Source organism: Streptomyces sp. NPDC053750 (genome assembly GCF_044544295.1).
Lineage (GTDB): Bacteria > Actinomycetota > Actinomycetes > Streptomycetales > Streptomycetaceae > Streptomyces.
In genome coordinates, this window is record NZ_JBITXB010000002.1 from 812,316 (window position 1) to 828,260 (window position 15,945).

General features: G+C 68.6%; 16 protein-coding genes and 2 pseudogenes. 9 read left to right on the plus strand and 9 right to left on the minus strand.

Annotated features, from left to right (window positions below):
• Positions 1 to 9: 9 nt before the first annotated feature.
• From ACIGO6_RS09055 to ACIGO6_RS09065, 3 genes are all read left to right on the plus strand, one after another.
• Complete coding sequence (locus ACIGO6_RS09055; RefSeq protein WP_399873351.1) at positions 10 to 636, plus strand: TetR/AcrR family transcriptional regulator; 627 nt, start codon at positions 10 to 12, stop codon at positions 634 to 636.
• A 171-nt stretch (positions 637 to 807) separates the two neighbouring features.
• Positions 808 to 993: a DUF1737 domain-containing protein gene (locus ACIGO6_RS09060; protein ID WP_399873633.1), complete on the plus strand. Its 186-nt coding sequence runs from the start codon at positions 808 to 810 to the stop codon at positions 991 to 993.
• Positions 994 to 1,159: 166 nt separating this feature from the next.
• Positions 1,160 to 1,444 carry a transposase family protein gene (locus tag ACIGO6_RS09065; RefSeq protein WP_399873353.1) on the plus strand — a complete coding sequence of 95 codons (285 nt, stop codon included), beginning with the start codon at positions 1,160 to 1,162 and terminating at the stop codon, positions 1,442 to 1,444.
• Here ACIGO6_RS09065 and ACIGO6_RS09070 read toward each other — a convergent pair.
• The 3 genes and pseudogenes from ACIGO6_RS09070 to ACIGO6_RS09080 all read right to left on the minus strand — a co-directional run.
• A pseudogene (locus ACIGO6_RS09070) lies at positions 1,405 to 1,680 on the minus strand (FAD-linked oxidase C-terminal domain-containing protein); the annotation flags it as partial. The gene ACIGO6_RS09065 and the pseudogene ACIGO6_RS09070 sit on opposite strands and share 40 nt — an antisense overlap.
• Positions 1,681 to 2,292: 612 nt before the next feature.
• A complete protein-coding gene (locus ACIGO6_RS09075) occupies positions 2,293 to 2,634 on the minus strand; it encodes a DUF3140 domain-containing protein (protein WP_399873355.1) in 342 nt (113 codons plus the stop codon).
• The gene (locus ACIGO6_RS09080) at positions 2,634 to 2,861 is read right to left on the minus strand and encodes a DUF2945 domain-containing protein (protein ID WP_399873356.1); all 228 of its coding nucleotides are present in this window, start codon (positions 2,859 to 2,861) and stop codon (positions 2,634 to 2,636) included. Before ACIGO6_RS09080 ends, ACIGO6_RS09075 begins: the two co-directional genes overlap by 1 nt.
• Before the next feature lie 1,022 nt (positions 2,862 to 3,883).
• Between ACIGO6_RS09080 and ACIGO6_RS09085 the strand changes: the two genes are divergently transcribed.
• Complete coding sequence (locus tag ACIGO6_RS09085) at positions 3,884 to 4,135, plus strand: hypothetical protein (RefSeq protein ID WP_399873359.1); 252 nt, start codon at positions 3,884 to 3,886, stop codon at positions 4,133 to 4,135.
• 220 nt (positions 4,136 to 4,355) lie between these two features.
• Here ACIGO6_RS09085 and ACIGO6_RS09090 read toward each other — a convergent pair.
• The 3 genes and pseudogenes from ACIGO6_RS09090 to ACIGO6_RS09100 form a co-directional block, all read right to left on the minus strand.
• A pseudogene (locus ACIGO6_RS09090) lies at positions 4,356 to 5,585 on the minus strand (2-oxo acid dehydrogenase subunit E2); the annotation flags it as partial.
• 24 nt (positions 5,586 to 5,609) lie between these two features.
• Positions 5,610 to 8,264 carry a pyruvate dehydrogenase (acetyl-transferring), homodimeric type gene (gene aceE, locus ACIGO6_RS09095; protein WP_399873361.1) on the minus strand — a complete coding sequence of 885 codons (2,655 nt, stop codon included), beginning with the start codon at positions 8,262 to 8,264 and terminating at the stop codon, positions 5,610 to 5,612.
• A gap of 262 nt (positions 8,265 to 8,526) precedes the next feature.
• Complete coding sequence (locus ACIGO6_RS09100; protein ID WP_399873364.1) at positions 8,527 to 9,123, minus strand: GntR family transcriptional regulator; 597 nt, start codon at positions 9,121 to 9,123, stop codon at positions 8,527 to 8,529.
• 429 nt (positions 9,124 to 9,552) lie between these two features.
• On the opposite strand from ACIGO6_RS09100, the gene lipB reads away from it, so the two are divergent.
• The 3 genes from lipB to ACIGO6_RS09115 are packed head-to-tail and all read left to right on the plus strand — an operon-like array spanning position 9,553 to position 11,380.
• Positions 9,553 to 10,260 carry a lipoyl(octanoyl) transferase LipB gene (lipB, locus tag ACIGO6_RS09105; protein ID WP_399873367.1) on the plus strand — a complete coding sequence of 236 codons (708 nt, stop codon included), beginning with the start codon at positions 9,553 to 9,555 and terminating at the stop codon, positions 10,258 to 10,260.
• Between the two features lie 15 nt (positions 10,261 to 10,275).
• Positions 10,276 to 10,794, plus strand: a complete 519-nt coding sequence (locus ACIGO6_RS09110; RefSeq protein ID WP_399873369.1) for a hypothetical protein — start codon at positions 10,276 to 10,278, stop codon at positions 10,792 to 10,794.
• Positions 10,769 to 11,380 (plus strand): DinB family protein, encoded by a 612-nt coding sequence (locus ACIGO6_RS09115; protein WP_399873371.1) that lies wholly within the window; start codon positions 10,769 to 10,771, stop codon positions 11,378 to 11,380. The genes ACIGO6_RS09110 and ACIGO6_RS09115 overlap by 26 nt, the downstream gene beginning before the upstream one ends.
• An 86-nt stretch (positions 11,381 to 11,466) precedes the next feature.
• Here ACIGO6_RS09115 and ACIGO6_RS09120 read toward each other — a convergent pair whose 3' ends face one another.
• Positions 11,467 to 11,901 (minus strand): nuclear transport factor 2 family protein, encoded by a 435-nt coding sequence (locus ACIGO6_RS09120; protein ID WP_399873373.1) that lies wholly within the window; start codon positions 11,899 to 11,901, stop codon positions 11,467 to 11,469.
• A 305-nt stretch (positions 11,902 to 12,206) separates the two neighbouring features.
• Here ACIGO6_RS09120 and ACIGO6_RS09125 point away from each other — a divergent pair, with 305 nt between their 5' ends.
• Both ACIGO6_RS09125 and dacB read left to right on the plus strand, forming a co-directional pair.
• A complete protein-coding gene (locus tag ACIGO6_RS09125; protein ID WP_399873376.1) occupies positions 12,207 to 12,872 on the plus strand; it encodes a maleylpyruvate isomerase family mycothiol-dependent enzyme in 666 nt (221 codons plus the stop codon).
• Between the two features lie 330 nt (positions 12,873 to 13,202).
• Positions 13,203 to 14,558, plus strand: coding sequence for a D-alanyl-D-alanine carboxypeptidase/D-alanyl-D-alanine-endopeptidase (dacB, locus tag ACIGO6_RS09130; RefSeq protein ID WP_399873379.1), 1,356 nt, complete (start codon positions 13,203 to 13,205; stop codon positions 14,556 to 14,558).
• A gap of 420 nt (positions 14,559 to 14,978) precedes the next feature.
• Here dacB and ACIGO6_RS09135 read toward each other — a convergent pair whose 3' ends face one another.
• Positions 14,979 to 15,146: a hypothetical protein gene (locus ACIGO6_RS09135; protein WP_399873381.1), complete on the minus strand. Its 168-nt coding sequence runs from the start codon at positions 15,144 to 15,146 to the stop codon at positions 14,979 to 14,981.
• Between the two features lie 12 nt (positions 15,147 to 15,158).
• Positions 15,159 to 15,917: a DeoR/GlpR family DNA-binding transcription regulator gene (locus ACIGO6_RS09140; RefSeq protein ID WP_399873384.1), complete on the minus strand. Its 759-nt coding sequence runs from the start codon at positions 15,915 to 15,917 to the stop codon at positions 15,159 to 15,161.
• Between the last annotated feature and the right edge of the window lie 28 nt (positions 15,918 to 15,945).

The window sequence follows — 15,945 nt, forward strand, 5'->3', positions numbered from 1 at the left end:
GAGGGCCAGATGACCGCAGCCCGTGGACGGACGGGGCGACCCCCGTTGACCGACGAACGCAAGGCCGCCATCCGGCTGGAGATCGCTCGCGCCGCGGTCGGCCTCTTTGTCGCCCAGGGCGTCGCCGCGACCACGGGCGAGCAGATCGGGCAGGCAGTCGGCGTTTCGGCGAGGACCGTCTGGCGCTACTTCCCCACCAAGGAGAGCTGCGTGCGGCCGTTGTTCTCGACCGGTATCGACACGATCGCCGCCGCCCTGCGGCAGTGGCGTCCTGGCCAGCCTCTCCATGAGGCCTTCGACGGCGTATGGACCAGCGACGAGGACCTGACCACACCGGACGTCGGGGCGCTGCTGCGACTGACCCGCACCGAACCGGGTCTGCGCGCGGTCTGGCTGCAGACCCGCGACGAAGCGGAACCTGCCTTCGCGCGTGCTCTCGCCGAGCGCGCCGGACTGCCCGACGACGACGCACGGCCGGCCATCTGGGCCGCCATGCTCAACGCCGCACTGCGCGCAGCCGTCGAACACCATGCCTACCGAGCGGCTGAGCCGGACTCCGGCGCCGTGCCCGTCCGGGCCGACCTCGCGACCACTCTGCGCACCGCTTTGGTTCTGACGGAGGCCGGCCTCACCTGACGGCAGGGGGCTCTGCCCCGTCCCGTGACACCGATGTCCTCACGGGAGCGGGCGCGGGGCCTTCCACGACTCTCGAGCACGGGAGAACCCCGCAACTCCTGCCCGCCCGTGAGTTCCGGACAGGCCGGCTCGGCGGCTTGGTCGACGGGTGAGTCTGAGATCATGCTCATCATGAGCACACCACCAGACGGACTGCCCAGGTACAGGGTGCTGACCGGTCCGGACGATGCCTCGTTCTGCCAACGTGTGAGCGAAGCGATGGACCTTGGCTACGAGCTGCACGAAGGCCCCGCTGTCACCTTCAACGGTGAGAATGTCGTCGTCGCCCAGGCGCTCGTCTGGCCGACACTGCCGTAGAGGCCTTGGGAGCGGTGGTGGTCGTGATCGGCCCCTGACGTGAGAAGAGCCGCACAGGTTGGGTGAGTTGTGAGGCCTACGTGGGCCCGTGCGGCCTGTTCCGTCGTGCCTCCGTCCCGCGTCTCCCGTGCAAACTCCGGCGAGTTGCTCGAAGAGTTCGCCCCAAGTGGCAGGCCGCCGGCGCTGGTACGGAACACGGCTGGCGTTCACCGATCGGCTCCTGGTCACGCTCGTGTACCTGCGCCACCGCCTGCCGCACGCCGCGCCGGCCAAGTTGTACGGGGTGGACCGCCCCACCCTCTTCGGCGCGATCCGGGAAGCCCGCCGGCTGACCGGCTGCAGGTGTCGGCCGGCACCGCACCGCCTGGAGGCGCCCGCCCCGGGCCGAGGAGCGGGTCGCCCCGGGGGCAGGGGGCGGGTGGCGCGGCCCAGTTCGATGAGGACCGAGTAGTACTCGCGTCCGGTCGCGCGGTCCATGCCGACCTCGCACATGCGGTTGGCGGACAGGTGGGCGTCGTAGGAGCGGGAGGTCACCTCGGCGGCTTCCTTGTCGGAGGACTTCGCGGCGTCGAAGGAGAGCAGGAAGTGCAGGTTGCCGTGGGCGGCGTGACCGGCGACGGCGGCCTCGAAGCCGTGCCGCGCCTGGAGCGCGAGGACGTCCTCACAGGCGTCGGCGCGCCGGGAGGGCGCCCACCAGTGCGGGCGACGCGATCACCGCCGAACGCCGGGCGTTCCACGACGTCGCCGCGGGGCGGCCGCGACGGGGCAGAGCGGCCCGATGACCTCTCGTCGAGTTCGGAAACGGCCGCAGCACTGCCTCGGTCAGGCCGTCGTTTCTGTCGTCCCCGTCCGCACTCACATGGAAGGTGAGGGAGTCCTTCATCAGTGGCCGCGGCGGCGTGTACGCCTTCGGAACGCCGCGCCCGGACAGGGAGACAGCCGCGCCCCCAACCACCCCGGCGACGCGACTCTTCCGGAGGGCGGGCCGCCAAACAGTTCTCGGTGGCCCGAAGTACGCGACTGTAGGTGTTCGGCGACACCTCCGGACGCTTGGGCGGCGCCGGCCAGATGCCGAGTCCCATGCCGCCGAGACGCCACCCGGTGCACGCCTCGGCGACCGCATCCGCTCGAAGTCGCTCGCCTCGGGCCGGCCGTGCGGCATGCTCGTCATTCACCAGAAGAAGTGCTGGGCCTGCCAGATGAGCTTGCGGGCGGTGTCGGGGAAGACCTCTCGAGGCGGCAGTCGAGCAGACCTCGGGCGGGACGGTGGGTCACCTGGCGCGCGGACCGGTCCAGCGGTCACTTCGACGGGTCGTGACCCCAGTTCATCAGGGAGTACCGCCAACGGGTGTCCGTCACGTCCCCGCTGGGACGCTGCTTGACGTGCCGGTGGATGTAGCCGACGACCTTGCGCATGTGAGAGATGTCGTCGTCGCTCAGATCGTCCTTCGGCGTGGCCAGCAGATCGATGATGCGGCGTCCAGAGGCATGTCCCACGCTTTCTCCGCCATCGCTTTGTCCGACGTCTTTTGACTCGTCGGTGTCCAGCCACTTCTTCAGCTCGCCGGAAGTCATATTGACCGCTTCGTTGAACTGCTTCTGCACACTGTCCCGGCTGTCGCTCTCCTTTTTGGAAGTCATCACGAGTTCTTGTCCTTCTTGCGCAGGGCGCCGGGCTTGTGCACGGCGGAGCGGCCGGATTTGTCGCTCTCCACTTCGTACTGCGGTTCGTCCTTGGATGCGTCGACGGTCCGGCCGGCTGCCCGAGTGCGCTCGGTGATCTTCTTTTTGATCTTTCCAGGCACAGTCTGGCCGTGGCTCTTCCACGAGACCTCGTCGCCCTTGCGGAAATTCTCTTTCCTCGGCACAGCGTTCTCCTTTCGGCAGGCCGAGTGCTCCGGCACGGAGCCGGTCGGCTCGGCCTTTATCCGGGTGCTCCGCCTTGTTCGACGTTGCCCAGGTGATGAACGCGCCATCGATCGAAAAGGTATGACGTCTCCTGTGCGAAACAGGCGCATTTGCTTTCAATGTATATACCCAGCGAGTAACCAGTACTAATGGTTGCAAACGTGAACATAACTTATGCGCGGAGTCGGCGGTGGGTGTTTCATGGTCCATGCCGACGGCTCCATGCCCGGTGAACGAGGACCGCGCCCCGTTCCCGGTCAGCAACGTCGTCGGCACCCCTCGATGTCGGTTCCGGCCGCGGGCCTGGCGGACGGCGGACTCCCCGTCCGCGTCATGTTCTCCGGCCGCCCCCGGAAGCGAACGCCAACTGTTGGAGATCGCGTACGAACTGGAGGCGGAACAGTCCTCCCCGCGCATCCAGGACTCCTGACATTCCGATATGGCCGAAATGCGGCCCAGTGGCAGACTCCCGGGTCCGCCGGCTGATGGAGGCGCAAGGGGTGCAGGACGACACCGTGAACGACGAAATCCCCGTCGAGGAGTCCGAGCTGTACGAGGAGGACGGCACCGACGCCGGGCACTACTACCGCCCCTGAGCACGCCGGTAGGCGGACGACGCCACCGCGCCGCGGAGGACACGACCTCGGCGTCCAACGGTTCGCCGGGATCTGCCGGCCTCTGCACAGGCGTCCCCTCAGGTACCTACCCCATCTCGGCAGGTCAGCGGATTTTTCGTCGGTGGGCCGCTCATCAGGGAAGCCGAGGACCATTGGCGCTGGACCGTGAGTGTGGTGGGTCGCAGCAGGAGCCGCGATAGGAGGAGATCGAGCCGGGCCACCCCGCCGATCCGACGACCAGCGCGCTCTGGATTTCGCCGGACGGCCCGGCCTCCCGGCGCGCGTCACACCTGCGTGGGGGAGGCCCCCGCACAGGCGAGCGACTGCGGCTGGCCCCGTACCCTCCGCAGCAGCTCACGGCGGCGGTGGCTGAGGCCCTGGACGCCTACGACGTAGTCGTCCTCCTGCCGAGGTACCGGTGCTACCCCGAACGGGGGACCGAGACGGCACACGACGTTCTCGGGAATCCGGCATGGAACCGGGAGCTGCCCGTCGACGCGAACTGCCCCGCGGGCGACGACCGGCACGTGAACCGCGCCGACCTGCGCCTCCTGGGCTGGACCTCGCCGGGCGACGGCCCGACCCGCACGAGCAGCTGCCCGAGCCCGACCAGATGAAGCCCCACGGGCCTGCCCGCATACAGGCCCCGCCTGGCCCTCGGACACGACCTTCGGGCCGTTCTCATGTGCGCACTCGGGTCCACGAGCGGGTGAGGGAGTCGCGTTGACGTCCCGGAGCAACCGCCGGAGTCGACGGATCTCAGGATGGCGGTACCTCCGGGGGCGCCCTTCCACTCTTCGCGGACGAGTGGTTTCCGACCGCGCCAGATGTGCACTTCTACAGGCCCAGCTCAGCGGCGAACTCGCCGGCCTCGAGGACCTGCTTGACCGCCGTCAGGTAACGGGCCGCGTCGGCGCCGTCCACCAGGCGGTGGTCGTAGGAGAGCGTCACGTAGGTCATGTCGCGCACGGCGATCGTGTCGCCGAGCTCTGGGTCGGAGACGACGACCGGGCGCTTGACCGTGGCGCCGATGCCCAGGACGGCGACCTGGTTCAGCGGGACGATGACCGTGTCGAACAGCGCACCGCGCGACCCTGTGCTGGAGACCGTGAAGGTGGCGCCGGCCAGGTCGTCCGGAGCGATCCTGTTCGTACGGACCATGCCGGCCAGCTCGGCGGTCCGCTTGGCGATACCCGCGATGTCGAGTCCACCCGCGCGCTTGATGACCGGGGTCATCAGGCCCTTCTCCGAGTCGACGACGATGCCGACGTTCTCGGAGTCGAAGTAGGTGATCGTGCCCTCGTGGTGGTTCAGGCGGGCGTTGACGACCGGGTGGGCCTTCAGCGCCTGGACGGCGGCCTTGACGAAGAACGGCGTCGGGGAGAGCTTGACGCCCTCGCGGGCGGCGAAACCGTCTTTGGCCCTGGCACGAAGCTGCATCACCTTCGTGGTGTCGACCTCGATGACCGAGGACAGCTGGGCCTGCTCGTGCAGGGCCTTGTGCATGTGGTCCGCCATGGCCTTGCGGATGCGCGGCAGTTCGACCGTCTGGCCCCGCAGCGGGGAGGCCTCCAGAGCGGGGGCCTTCGGCGCGGCGGCAGCAGGGCCTACGGCATTCGCGGCAGTAGCCGGAGCGGTCGTCTTCGTGGCCTCGGCGGCGGCGATGACGTCCTGCTTGCGGATGCGGCCACCGACGCCGGTGCCCTCGACGGTGGACAGGTCAACGCCGTTCTCCGACGCGAGCTTGCGCACCAGCGGGGTTACGTAGGCGCCGTCGTCCGCGGGTGACACGGCGACCGGCGCGGTGGCCGGAGCCGGATCCGGGGCGGCGGGAGCGGCAACGGCGGCACCGATCACGGCGAGCTTGGCGCCGACCTCGGCGGTCGCGTCCTCGGCGACGGCGATCTCCAGGAGAACACCGGCGACGGGTGAGGGGATCTCGGTGTCGACCTTGTCGGTGGAGACCTCGAGCAGCGGCTCGTCCTCGGCGACCTCGTCACCGACGGCCTTCAGCCAGCGGGTGACGACCCCTTCGGTGACGCTCTCACCGAGGGCGGGCAGGGTTACAGAGACGGACACGGACACGGCAGTTCACTCCCTTCCGGTCAGGCCGTAACGCTGGGCCGCGGCGTCGCACATGTGTGGCTTCACGTCGCCACGGGCGGCGAGTGTGCGCAGCGCGTGTACGACGATGGACTCGGCATCGACACCGAAGTGGCGGCGTGCGTTGGCCCGGTTGTCGGAGAGACCGAATCCGTCGGTGCCCATGGAGGTCCACTGCTGCGGCACCCAGGGAGCGATCTGGTCCGGGACGGCGCGCATCCAGTCGGAGACGGCGATGACCGGCCCCGGTGCGTCAGCCAGTACTTCGGTGACGTACGGGGTGCGTCCTTCGGCTTCGGCCTCCATGGCGTCGCGACGCAGCAGCGTCCAAGAGGGCGCCGACCAAACGTCGGCGGCGACGTTCCAGTCGGCGGCGAGCAACTCCTGGGCCTTGAGGAGCCAGTGGATCGCGGTGCCGGAGGCGAGTAGTTGCAGGCGAGGCGCGTCCGCGCCGGCGCCGTCGGCGGGCCGGTAGCGGTACAGGCCGCGCAGGATGCCCTCCTCGGTCCCCTCAGCCTGCGGCATCGGGGGCTGGATCTTGGTCTCGTTGTAGACGGTGAGGTAGTAGAAAACGTCCTCGGGGGTCTCGCCGTACATGCGGCGCAGTCCCTCGCGGACGATGACTGCGACCTCGTAGGCGAAGGCGGGGTCGTAGGGAAGACACGCGGGGTTGGTGGAGGCGATGAGATGCGAGTGGCCGTCGGCATGCTGGAGTCCCTCGCCGGTCATCGTCGTCCGCCCTGCGGTGGCGCCGACCACGAACCCCCGGCCCAACTGATCGGCCAGTGCCCAGAACTGATCAGCCGTGCGCTGCCAGCCGAACATCGAGTAGAAGATGTAGAAGGGGATCATCGGCTCGCCGTGCGTCGCGTACGACGTCGCGGCGGCGGTGAAGGAGGCGAGCGATCCGGCCTCCGTGATGCCCTCATTGAGGATTTGACCGCTGGTGGATTCCTTGTAGTAGAGGAGCTGGTCGCGGTCGACGGGCTCGTACCTCTGACCCTTCGGGGAGTAGATCCCGGCGGACGGGAACAGCGACTCCATGCCGAAGGTGCGGGCCTCGTCCGGCACGACGGGCACCCAGCGGGCGCCGGTCTCCTTCTCCCGCATCAGGTCCTTGACCAGGCGGACGAAGGCCATGGTGGTGGCGATCTCCTGGGTGCCCGACCCCTTGGCGAGCGCGGCGAACGGCTTGTCGGCGGGGGCGGGGAGCGGGCGGGGGACGACACGGCGGGTCGGCGCGGGGCCGCCGAGTGCCCGGCGACGCTCCTGAAGGTAGGCGACTTCCTCGGAGTCGGCCCCCGGATGCGCATAGGGAACCAGGTCCTCACCCAACTGAGCGTCGGGGATGGGCAGGTCGAGGAGGTCACGCATGGCGCGGAACTCCTTGCCGGACAGCTTCTTCATCTGGTGGTTGGCGTTGCGGGACTCGAAGCCGGGGCCGAGGGTCCAGCCCTTGACGGTCTGGACGAGGACGACGGTCGGCGCACCGTGATGGTCGAGGGCTGCCCGGTAGGCGGCGTGGACCTTGCGGGGTTCGTGTCCGCCGCGTGAGGTGCCGATGATCCGGGCGAGATCCTCGTCGCTGAAGGGGCGGGCGAGGTCGGCCAGCGCACCGGTGAAAAGACGCTCGCGGATGTACGCGCCGTCGCGGGCGGCGAAGGTCTGCAACTGGCCGTCGGGCAGGGTGTCGAGGGCGTCGAGGAGCAACCCGTGGGAGTCGGTCGCGAGAAGACCGTCCCACTCCACGCCCCAGGGGACCTTGACGACGTTCCAGCCGGCCGCGCGGAACTGTGCCTCCAGCTCCTGCATGATCTTGAAGTTGCCGCGCACCGGGCCGTCGAGGCGCTGCAGATTGCAGTTGATGACGAACGTGAGGTTGTCGAGTTCCTCGCGGGCGGCGAGGGCGAGGGCGGCCGTGGATTCGGGCTCGTCCATCTCGCCGTCACCGAGGAACGCCCAGACGTGGCTGCGGCTGGTGTCCTTGATCGCGCGGTGGTGCAGATAGCGGTTGAAACGTGCCTGGTAGATCGCCGAGAGAGGGCCGAGCCCCATGGACACGGTCGGGAACTCCCACAGCCAAGGCAGTCGCCGAGGGTGCGGGTAGGACGGCAGGCCGCCGCCTCCTGCCTCCATCCGGAATCGGTCCAACTCGGCCTCGCTCAGGCGTCCTTCGAGGAACGCGCGGGCGTAGATGCCGGGAGAGGCGTGGCCCTGGACGTAGAGCTGATCACCGCTGCCGTCGGCATCCTTGCCCTTGAAGAAGTGCTGGAAGCCGACCTCGTAGAGCCACGCGGCCGACGCATAGGTGGCCATGTGCCCCCCGAGACCGCCGCGTTCGTTGCCGCGGGTGACCATGGCCGCTGCGTTCCACCGGTTCCACGCCGTGATCCGCGCTTCCATCGCCTCATCACCGGGGTAGGCCGGTTCGGCGGAGGTCGCGATCGTGTTGACGTACGGAGTCACGGATTGCGGTGGCAGCGGTACTCCCGCCCGGCGCGCGTGATCGACGACGCGTTGCAGCAGCCGCCCCGTGCGCTGAGGCCCGACAGCGCCGACCGCACCGTCCACGGAGGCGAGCCATTCGGCCACCTCCTGCGGATCGGGTTCGGGAAGCTGGTCCAACTGATGGATCGGGGACATGGCATAGCCCTTCTGTGAAGCGGGCCGACCGGAACCGGACAGGCCTCTTGGCGGCCGGTTGTGTGGGTGGAAGCGGCCGGCTGGTAGTCGTCGAACCCCTCGTGACGCTCCATAAACGGAAGATCGATTTCTCAAGGCGGAAGCTACGCGCGGTCGGGGCGCAGGGTCAATCGCTACCGGAAAGTAATTTGCAATGATCGATCAAAAGTCCCCTGTGGGGCTGGTTACCCGCTCGTCGGGACGGACCCCTGGGGCCTCTGTTTCAGGCGCTCCTCGACGCGTGTGCGTAGTCCATGACGTGGAGCTCCATCAGGCGGCCCAGGTGAGGGTCGCCGCGGCGCAGGCCTTCGAGGATCTCCTCGTGGTCCTCCGCGTTGTCGTGCAGCTCGGTGCGCAGCCAGCGCAAGGAGAGGCGCGTCCACGCTTCCACGCCCAGCCAGTCCCAGTGCCGGATCAGGACAGGATTTCCGCACGCGTGGACGATGGTGCGGTGGAAGGCCACCCCGTGCAGAGCCTGTCCGTCGGTGTCCGCTTCGGCGGCTGCCCGCCGCATCGCGAGCAGGCGCCGCTCCAGTGCGGTGACGTTCCCGGCCAGCCGGGGGGCGGCCAGCATGACGGCGCGGCGCTCCAGGGAGGCGCGCACCAGGTACACGTCGCGCAGCTGGTCCAGATTCAACTCTCGGACCCGCACACCCTTGTTGGGCGTGGACGTCACCAGGTCCATGGTTTCCAGCTCGCGCAGAGCCTCGCGCACCGGTGCCTGACTGATGCCCAGTTCGAGTGCGATCCGGCGTTCCACAATGCGGTCCCCGGGCTCCCAGCGGCCGGCCACGAGGCCTTCGAGGACGAACGTCCTCACGCGCTCGTGCAGGGGGGCCCGCTCCAGCGAGGCGCCCGATCTGCCGGATCCGCGTGAAGGGGGAGTCGTGGGGTCTGTGTGATCTGCGGGAAGCGTCATATCTCGGCTCTCCTCAGGACGGAACTTTTGAGCAATGATCGATCATTGGCTATGGTACTCCCACGACGAACCGCATACGTGGCTAACTCCGGCTGCCGCGTGTGGATGCTCCGGGTGTGGGCCCGGCCTCGCGACCTGTCGATCTCTCACCAGCGCCACAGCACACGCTTCCGTACCCTGCCTTGCCGAACGGCGCTGGGTCTGTCATCCACGGGCCACACACGCCGACCGCTGGGCCCTGCCCAGGCGAAGCAAGACCCGAGCATCGCCTTTTCCCCCACGCGAGTCCCCGGGCTCGCCGGGAGTTCCCGCCCCAAGAGAGGAGCCTGCGTGGTGAACGCGCCTGAGGAGGGCGAAGTATCGGATGGCCAGCGCTTGGAGCGAGTTGACCTGGGCGAAGTGCCTTACGAGGTAGCGCAGGCGAACATGGCGCACTGGGTGGAGGAGCGCAAACAGGGCCTCGTGTCGAACAGGCTCTTCCTGCTCACCCATCCGCAGGTGATCACCTACACGGCCCGGACTCCGAAGGACCAATTGCCAGGTGCGGACTCGCCGATCGGTCTGGTGCGGACCGACCGCGGTGGGCATGCCACTTACCATGGTCCCGGCCAGCTCATCGGTTACCTCGTGCTCAATGTCCGGCAGCTCGGCCCCCGTGGCCTGATCCGCCGTGTCGAGCAGGCGCTGATCGACGCCCTGGACACGCTGGGCTTCCCGGCGATCCGCCGGGAGACGCCAACCGGGGCCGACAGCCTCGTTGGGGTGTGGACCCCGGATCACCGCAAGCTCGCCTCGATCGGCATGCGCATCAGCGGGAGCATTTCCAGCCATGGCTTCGCCCTCAACGTCGCACCCGACCTGAGCGTCTACACCACCTTCACGGCCTGTGCCCTGCCCGGCGTACGCATGACCTCTCTGGCCGAACTCGCCGCTGAACGTGGCATGACGGGTCCGACAGACGAAGATGTTCGCGACGCAGTTGCCCAAGCGGTCAGCTCGCGTCTGGGCCGCCGCGGGACTGACATGCCGGGCAGATAGGCGACCGGACAGCCCATGACCCGCGCGACCGCCGGCGGCAGATCCCCGGTCGAAACCGGGGCTAACGAGCCCCACGACCTGCACAACGATCCGGACGAGCTGCAGAACGTCCACGACCATCCCGAACAGGCGGAGGTCCGCTCCCGGATGACCCGCCGGCTCTACGACGTACTGCGAGGGCGCGGCGACAACTTCCACCACTGGATGACCTCGATGTACGACATCGGTGAGGTGGGCCACGCCCCCACCCTGAGCGGCCTCGACGAGTCCACCTACCAGCCCTGTCCGGCAGCACCTGTAACCCCATCCCCACCACCGCCCCACCTGCTGCACCCCGTCCGGCACGCCGGTCACCCTCCGCCCACAGTCCGCGAGAACCGGGAAGGGCTGGCCCTTCCCGTCATCGGAAGGCGGGAAGCGTCGACGAGCCGATACCCAGCAGCCGAAAGACAAGGAGAGGTTCGCCGCCAGTGGTGGACAGAGATCATGCGGGCGGCAGACTGGCCCCATGACCACATCGGAACCCAAGGCTGATCTTCACTTCTACCTGCAGTCCGCCCGTGATGCCCTGCTGTGGAAGCTCGAAGGGCTCTCGGAGTACGACGTCCGCCGTCCGTCGACGCCGACCGGCACCAACCTTCTCGGCCTGGTGAAGCACGCGGCGAGCGTGGAACTGGGCTATCTCGGCGACACTTTCGGCCGGCCTTCCGGCGAACCGCTGCCCTGGCTGGAAGACGGTGCCGAGCCCAACGCGGACATGTGGGTCACGGCCGACGAGTCACGCGAGTACATCGTTGATCTCTACCGCCGAGCGTGGACCCACGCGGACGCGACGCTCGACGCGCTGGCCCTGGACACGATCGGCAAGGTGCCGTGGTGGCCCAGCGGCAAGGACGAGGTGACGTTGCACCACGCCGTGGTGCGCGTGATCGCTGACACGCACCGACACGCCGGTCATGCCGACATCGTCCGGGAGCTCAGGGACGGCGCCGTGGGGATGAACAAGGGCAACGACAGCATGGCGCCGGGCGACGCGACGTGGTGGGAGAACCATCGCAGCCAGTTGGAGCTCGCAGCTCGGGAAGCCGACCGACGCACGACTTCTGACCAGAGCGGCTGAGACAGCTGGAGGCGAGAGGTGCGGCTGCCTGCCAGGGCGGCTGCACACAAGGCAGTGAGGGCACCTCAACGAGTCTCACTCGGCCCCTACGCGTCGAACGCCTGGGCGACGGCAAGGCTGTCTTCGTAGACATGATGCCGAGTGACAAGGCCGTCCTCGACGGTGAGGTGCAAGGCGAACCGAGCGCGATAGGCACGTCCGGTGGAGCGGGCGGTCTGACGGATCTCGCCGAGCACGACCGCATCGCGACCGTCGACAAGGATGCGCTCGATCTCGGTCGCTGCCTGCCCGGGCACGTGGTGCTCGGCGAGCTCGCGATAGTGGGCGGCGGCATCGGCGCGGGTGGAACGGTGACGGATCCATGGGGTAGCGGTCCGACCGTGCTCGGACTCCGGCCAGTCCAGCTTCCAGTCGCCCCGCTCGGCGTACATCTCGGCGATGCTCTCCGGATCGCCCTCACCGATCCGGCGCAACAGCTCATCCACGACAGTGCGGGTCGTCGCGGGTGCGGCTGTGGACATCACCCATCACTCCGATCAGGCATCCGCGCCCCACTGACGCGGCGAGATCAGCATTTTTGCCAGCACCGAGGGACCGGCGCCATTACCTCCCGAGTAACGGCACGAAGCATCAAGGTCCAGGCCGGTGCCCCCGGTAGCCACCGTCAGCGATCGTCGGGGCCGATGGTGCAGACGCCTGAGAAAAGATCGCTCACGGGCGATGACTTTGCTCCGGAGCAAGAGTCTCCTTGGGGAACACCCCTGCCGGACACCCGCTGTTCGGGCGGAGGCGATGCAGATCACGAGTCTTGACAGGAGTCCCCCGCATGACTGATCCGGCACTGACAGCAGACCGCAATCGCGGGACCGGGGTCTGGCCCTTGATCCACGCCGAGCGTGCGGCGCTGGCGGCCGACCTCGCAGATCTGACGGACGAGCAGTGGGCCACGCCATCGCTCTGCGCCGGTTTGACGGTGCGTGAGGTTCTGGCACACCTGATCGCGGGCGCGCGCCTCAACACCGTGAGCTGGCTGGCGGGTGTGATCCGCTGCCGGTTCGACTTCGACCAGCAGGTGGCCATGCGGCTGGCCGAGCAGCTCGGCGCGACCCCGGGCGAGACCCTTGAACGTTTCCGGCGTGTCGTCCCGAGCACGACCAAGCCCCCCTTGCCCGCCATCGCCATGCTGGGCGAGACGATCGTGCATGGAGAAGACATCCGGCGCCCGCTGGGCATACGCCGCGACTACCCGATCGGGGTCGTCACGGAGACGGCCGAGTACTACCAGGGCTCAGACCTCGTGGTCGTTGCCAAGGGACGCATCGGTGGCCTGAGACTCGCAGCGGATGACGGCCCGTTCGCGACCGGTTCCGGGCCTCTCGTGTCCGGCCGCACCTTGGCCCTGGTCATGGCCATGACTGGACGTGCGGCGTATTGCGACGATCTCGAAGGCGACGGGGTGGAACTCCTCCGCAGTCGCTGCGGGACAGCGTGACAAAAGGCCGGCCGATGTGGAGCGGGTCTGCGGCCACCTGATCTTGGTTCGGTTTCCGATGCATGCTCCCGGCTTGGCACTGATGACCCGAAGACCCCTTCCCCGTGCATGAAAGGGCAACAGAATCGCCCGGACGGCGCCCGAACGGCTCCTCCACGAAGACAGTCGACAAGCAGTTCCGCAATCCGCTATACGCCATGAGGCGGTCGTGAAGAGTTGCAATACATTCACACTCGGTCATTGTCTGATCCAGCGCTCCACACGACTGCTGGTAGCGTGCCCGCCGTTCCACCCCACAGAACGAAGTACTCGATCCTTGGATTTCACTTTATGACTGGTACGCCAGACGAAATCTCCACGAACGCATTCGTCCCGGGCGGACGCCGTCGGCACCGCAGGGCAAGAGTGGGTCGCATCGGTGTGCGACGTGCCCTCGTGCTCGCGATGGCCGTGCCCGTGGCCTCCGCCACGCTGGCCGGTACCTCGGCCTTCGCCGCCGACGACAGCGCCGCGAAGGCGCAGGGCATCTCGGTCGACGACCTCGACGCCGACGACGCGCAGTTGGTCAAGAACCTCAACGAGCGCGTCGCCGACGAGCGCCTGGGCTCCGAGGTCAGTGGCGTGGTGCTCGACGCCGACTCGGACACCGCCCTCTGGGACCACAACGGCTCCACCACTCTCATGCCGGCCTCCAACGCCAAGCTCGCCACGGCGACCACCGCCCTGACGCTGCTGGGCGCGCATCACGAGTTCACCACGAAGGTGGTGTACGGCGACGGCACCCTCACTCTCGTCGGCGGCGGTGACCGCACCCTCACCAGCGACGACGTCGACGAATTGGCCAAGACTGCAGTCGACGGGCTCAAGGCCGCGGGGCTGACCAACGTCAAGGTCCGTGTGGACGACAGCCTGTTCGCCGACCCCAGCCTCGCCCACGGCTGGAACGAGGGCTACTACCCCACCGAGGTCACGCCGGTCCGTTCGCTCGTCGTCGACGGCGCCGCCGTCAACGACACCGCGATCAACGCCGGCAACGTCTTCGCCGAGAAGCTCGCCGCGCGGGGCATCACCGTCGACGGCGACGTCGGCCGCGCGACGGCGAAGCCGTCCGACGTACCGGTGGCGCAGCACAAGTCGGCGCCGCTGTCGGACATCGTCAAGAAGATGCTCAAGACGAGCGACAACAACATCGCCGAGACCCTGCTGCGGATGTCCGCCGTGGAACTGGGGAAGCCGGCCACCTTCGAGGGCGGCGTCGAACTCGTCCGTCAGGTGTTGAGCTCGTACGGGGTGTCTCTCGACAACTTCGAGATGTACGACGGCAGCGGCCTCTCCCGCGCCGACCGCATCCCTGCCGCGACCCTCGCACAACTCCTCGACGCGATCACGGAGAGCCCCGCCCTGAGCTCGATCCTGGACGGTCTGCCGATCGCCGGCGAGGCCGGTGCCAGCCTCGGCCCGGAGTGGGGACGCTTCGACGACGCCAACTCCGAGTGTGCCGTGGGCAAAGTGCACGCGAAGACCGGCACGCTCACCGGAGCCGTCGCCCTGAGTGGTGTCACGCAGACCGAGGACGGCGAGTGGAGGATCTTCTCCTTCATCGAGAACAACTCGTCGGCCGACCCGAGCGACATCAAGGACGCCATGGACGGCCTCGCCGCGACCGTGAACGGCTGCTGGGCCTGATCGGCCACCGCGTCTGACCTCGGACAGCACGGTACGTCTGCGCGTCGCCCATCGGCGGCGCGCAGACGCGTGAACCTCCCGGCCGCTCCCGCTCGTGCTTCCCCCTTGAGAGCCTTCCGTGCAGGCGACTGGTTGAGGAGATTCGGTGGAAGATCTCGCCGACGCGATGGAGCGCGCCGGCATGTCGGAGGGCGGGGCCATGGTCCTCGACCGCGACCCGGGGGGCAGTCGTACGTGGCCTTCCGGGCATGGCTGTCCGCCGGGCGGACTGCCGGGTGCCCGTTGTTGGCCACCCCCGCACTGCACAGCAGCACCTACGTGATGCGCCAATGGGACTCACCGCCGTGGAACGAACGGTCCCCCTCCGAGCGCCTCCTCGTGATGTGCCAGAAGCATTCCGGACCGCGTTCGTGTCGCGGCTCACCGTCCGGCGCCGGCGGGCCCGCTCAGCCGGGCGTGTTCCGCGGCGGCGATCACGGTCTCCCGTTCGGCCCGTTCCAGCAGGCCGGCTGCCAGCCACCGTCCGCCCAGCTCCCGCGCCGAACGTACGAAGTCACGGTGTGACGCGAACGGGGACCGTGCCCACACGGCGTCGAGGATTCAGCCGGCCGCCAGGACTTCCACGCCGCGAGCCGAGAGCAGCTCGACGACCGGGTGGTGGGGGTCGACGTCCGTGATCAGTCCGCTGATCTCCTCCCAGGGCAGGACGCGGAACCCGGAGGCGGTGCCGATCTTCTCGGACGAGGCGAGGATGTAGGTGTCCGCGGCCCGTGCGGCCAGGGCGCGCTTCATCGCGGCTTCCTCGGCGTCGCCGGTGGTGAGTCCCGCGTCCGGGTGGACGCCGGTGACACCGAGCAGGCACAGGTCCGCGGAGATGTTCTGGGCGGCCTCGACCGCGGCCGCGCCGCAGGCGACCGCGGAGTGCTTGAAGATGCGGCCGCCGAGCAGGAAGATCTCGGCCTGCGGGTGCTTCAGCAGTGCGGCCGCCACGGTCGGGCTGTGGGTGATCACGGTGCAGGCCAGGTCCCGCGGGAGGGTGCGAGCCACGGCGAGGGCGGTGGTGCCGCCGTCCAGGATCAGTGCTCCGCCCGGTCGCACCAGCGCGGCGGCCGCCGCGGCGACCCGCTGCTTGCCGTCCGGGGTGACCGCCTTCCGGGCGGCGTAGTCCGCCACGGCCGGGGAGACGGGCAACGCCCCGCCGTAGACCCGCTGGCACAGCCCCTCGGCGGCGAGGTCGCGCAGGTCGCGGCGCACGCTGTCCTCCGAGATGCCCAGGTCGGCGGCGACGTCCTTGGCGACGATCTTGCCCTCGCGGGCCAGCAGGTCCAACAGGTGATCGCGCCGTTCAGCTGCCAGCATTCGCACTCCTTCGTGTTCTTGCACGTTT